The organism is Cobetia sp., assembly GCF_983723665.1.
Map to the genome: position 1 here is coordinate 2,122 of NZ_CFDJES010000114.1, position 3,399 is coordinate 5,520.

The 3,399-nt window shown below is 63.8% G+C and carries 3 protein-coding genes; all 3 read right to left on the reverse strand.

Translation table 11 applies throughout. From position 1 onward, the window contains the following. Positions 1-980, reverse strand: a 980-nt coding sequence (locus AC4FAH_RS11230) for a formate dehydrogenase subunit gamma (RefSeq protein WP_490246046.1), incomplete at its 3' end; no start/stop codon positions are given. A 9-nt stretch (positions 981-989) separates the two neighbouring features. After that, positions 990-1,649, reverse strand: a complete 660-nt coding sequence (gene fdh3B / locus AC4FAH_RS11235; RefSeq protein ID WP_043333544.1) for a formate dehydrogenase FDH3 subunit beta — start codon at positions 1,647-1,649, stop codon at positions 990-992. Between the two features lie 130 nt (positions 1,650-1,779). Beyond that, positions 1,780-3,399, reverse strand: a 1,620-nt coding sequence (locus AC4FAH_RS11240) for a formate dehydrogenase subunit alpha (RefSeq protein ID WP_490246047.1), incomplete at its 5' end; no start/stop codon positions are given.

The following is a 3,399-nucleotide window of genomic DNA, read 5'->3' on the forward strand; positions in this document are numbered from 1 at the left end:
GCCGCTTCGGCCTGCTTGACCTCGTCGTACCACAGATTGTGGTGCTGCTTGGCCCAGGTCTCATCGACATAACCGGTCTTCATGCCCTCGAAGGCACCCTCGGTACCGGCGGTGCCGATATAGATGTGGCCGAAGGACACCGCGATCAGCATCAGCGAGGCGATGCCGTGGAAGACATTGGCCCACTGCATGTTGTCCCGCGTCTGGCCGAAGATCGGGAAGTCCAGCACCAGCCCGCTGGCAATCACTACCAGGCCGACCGTCGCCAGAATCCAGTACCAGGCCTTTTCCCCGCCGTTGGCGAAGCCGGCGTCCGGATGCTTGCCCTTCATCATGCCGCCACCCTGACGGAACCAGTCAAGGTCATGCTTCCTGGGAAGATTGAGCTTCAGCCACTTGGCCAGCACCAGGATCAGCATGATCGAGAACAGGGGCCCCACATAGTTGTGGATCACCTTGGTCGCCATGATCATGTTGGCCCAGAACACGTCCCCGAACACATTGCGGAACACGAACTTGCCCCACAGCAGATTGATGCCGGTGATGGCCAGCGTCAGGAACAGCGTCGCCAGCGTCCAGTGCATGGCACGCTCCAGCGCCGTCCAGCGCAGCATCAGCTTGCCGCTGCGCGGGTGGTCCAGATTGTTGCGTCCCACCAGCAGGTAGAAGATCACCAGCACGGCCAGCATGCCACCCAGTGCGATCAGGCCACCCGGTGAGATCCAGCGATTGCGGATCTGACGCCAGGTCTCGCCGCTCTGGTTGATCAGGCTGTAGTTGGAGTCATGTCGGCTGTCGATGGAGTTGCCCCCATCCTTGACCTGCCGCCAGGTATCGGCGTCCACCGTGCCGACCGCCTGACCGATCTCGCCGTCAGGGTTCGCGGCCAGTGCCTGAGGAGCCAGCCAGATACTGGCCAGCATCAGGCACAGGAACATGGCGACCACGGTCAACCGTGAAGCTGTAAAGTGCGCGCGCATGTCGCCTCCTTACCCCTTGCGGGCTGCGTCGTAGGCCAGGTGGTCCGCCTGCTGAACGCTGCTGGTGGTCAGGTTGGCAGAGGTTTCCGGGTGGCTGGCCTTGTCGACCGGCGACCAGGCGCCGTCTTCATGGCCACGGTAGACCACGCGCTGACGGAAGATGTCGGAGACGGTCTCGGCATCGCCGGCCAGCAGGGCCTTGGTGGAGCACATCTCGGCGCATAGCGGCAGCTTGCCTTCGCTGATGCGGTTGGCGCCGTACTTCTCGAACTCTTCTTCCGGGCTCTCGGCCGGGCCGCCGGCACAGAAGGTGCACTTGTCCATCTTGCCGCGCTCGCCGAAGGCGCCTTGCTGCGGGAACTGCGGGGCGCCGAACGGGCAGGCGTACAGGCAGTAGCCGCAGCCGATGCAGATGTCCTTGTCGTGCAGGACGATGCCGTCATCGGTCTTGTAGAAGCAGTCGGTGGGGCAGACCGCCATGCACGGCGCGTCATCGCAATGCATGCACGCCACCGAGATGGAGACTTCACTCGGCTTGCCGTCGTCCAGTGTCACCACGCGGCGACGCTGAACGCCCCATTCGGTCTCGTTGGCGTTCTTGCAGGCTGTCACGCAGCCATTGCACTCGATGCAGCGCTCTGCATCACACAAAAATTTCATCTGGGCCATGGTGCTTCTCCTTCACGGCCTGTCGCCGGGTTCCTCGGTCAACAGGCCGGATGATTCTGGTAACGGATACGTCCGATCGTGTCTTGCGCTGCGTCCGGGCCGCGTCACTCGGACGCGGCCGTCACTCGAGTCAGGCGAGGCTGACGCGGCACAAGGTGACCTTGGTTTCCTGCATCAGGGTCACGGGGTCGTAGCCGTAGGTGGTCGCGGTATTGGCCGATTCACCGAGCACATAGGGCACGGTGCCTTCCGGATAGCGGGACTCGAGGGATTCGCCTTCGTAATGCCCGCCGAAGTGGAAGGGCATGAAGACGACATCCGGGCCGACACGCTCGGTGACCATCGCCATCACCTTGACGCGGCCGCCCTCGGCGCCCTCGACCCACACCATGTCGCCGTCCTTGATGCCCTGGTCATTGGCCAGAGCCGGATTGATCTCGACGAACATCTCCTGCTGCAGCTCGGCCAGCCACGGAATGGAGCGTGTCTCTTCGCCACCCCCTTCGTATTCCACCAGGCGGCCCGAGGTCAGGGTGATCGGGTACTTGGCGCTGACGTCCTTCTCCTGGATGGAGGCGTAGAGCGTCGGCAGGCGATAGATGGACTCGGAATCCGGCCAGGTCGGGTAGTCCTTCACCAGGTCGCGACGCGCGGTGTACAGCGGCTCGCGGTGCTTGGGGATCGGGTCCGGGAAGGTCCACACCAGGGCACGCGCCTTGGCGTTGCCATACGGCATGCAGCCATGCTTGATGCACACGCGCTGGATGCCGCCGGAGAGATCGGTCTTCCAGTTCTTGCCTTCCGCCGCCTGCTTTTCCTCGGCCGTCAGGTCATCCCACCAGCCCAGCTGCTTGAGCAGCTTGTCGGTGAACTCCGGATAGCCATCCTCGATCTCGGCGCCCTTGGACCAGGAGCCTTCCGCGAGGATGTTGGTGCCGTTGTGCTCCACGCCATAACGCGCGCGGAAGTTGCCGCCACCCTCGGCCACCGTCTTGGAGGTGTCATACAGGATGGGCGAGCCCGGGTGACCCATCTCCGGCGTGCCCCAGCACGGCCACGGCAGGCCGTAGAAGTCGCCGTTGGCCGGGCCGCCACGGGCCTTGAGCGTCTCGAAGTCGAAGGTGTGCCAGTTCTGCTGGTGGGCCTTCAGGCGCTCAGGGCTCTGGGCGGTGTAACCCACCGTCCACATGCCGGCATTGAACTCGCGCGTGATGTCCTCGACGACGGGCACGCTGCCCTCGACCTTGATGTTGCGGAACAGCTCGTCGGCGAAGCCCAGCTTGCGAGACAGCAGGTACATGATCTCGTGGTCAGGCTTGGACTCGAACATCGGCTCGATGACCTGATCGCGCCACTGCAGGGAGCGACTGGAGTTGGTCACGCTGCCGGTGGTCTCGAACTGGGTCGCGGCCGGCAGCAGGTAGACGCCGTCGGTACGGTCGTGCATGACGGCGGCGATGGTCGGGTAGGGGTCGACCACCACCATCATGTCCAGCTTGGCCATCGCCTTCTTCATCTCCGGCCCGCGGGTCTGGGAGTTGACGGCATGGCCCCAGTAGAACATCGCCTTGAGTGCGGTCCGCTGGGAGATGCGGTCCGGGTTCTCGAGCACGCCATCGACCCAGCGCGAGACGGTGATGCCGTTGGTGTGCATCGGCTTGCCGTCGTGATATTCGGTCTGGTCGTAGCGGTTCTGGATCCACTCGAAGTCGACGTTCCAGACCTTGGACCAGTGCTTCCACGCGCCTTC

Coding starts and splice junctions, on each gene's coding strand:
- fdh3B (WP_043333544.1), bottom strand. CDS start 1,649: ATGGCCCAGATGAAATTTTTGTGTGATGCAGAGCGCTGCATCGAGTGC.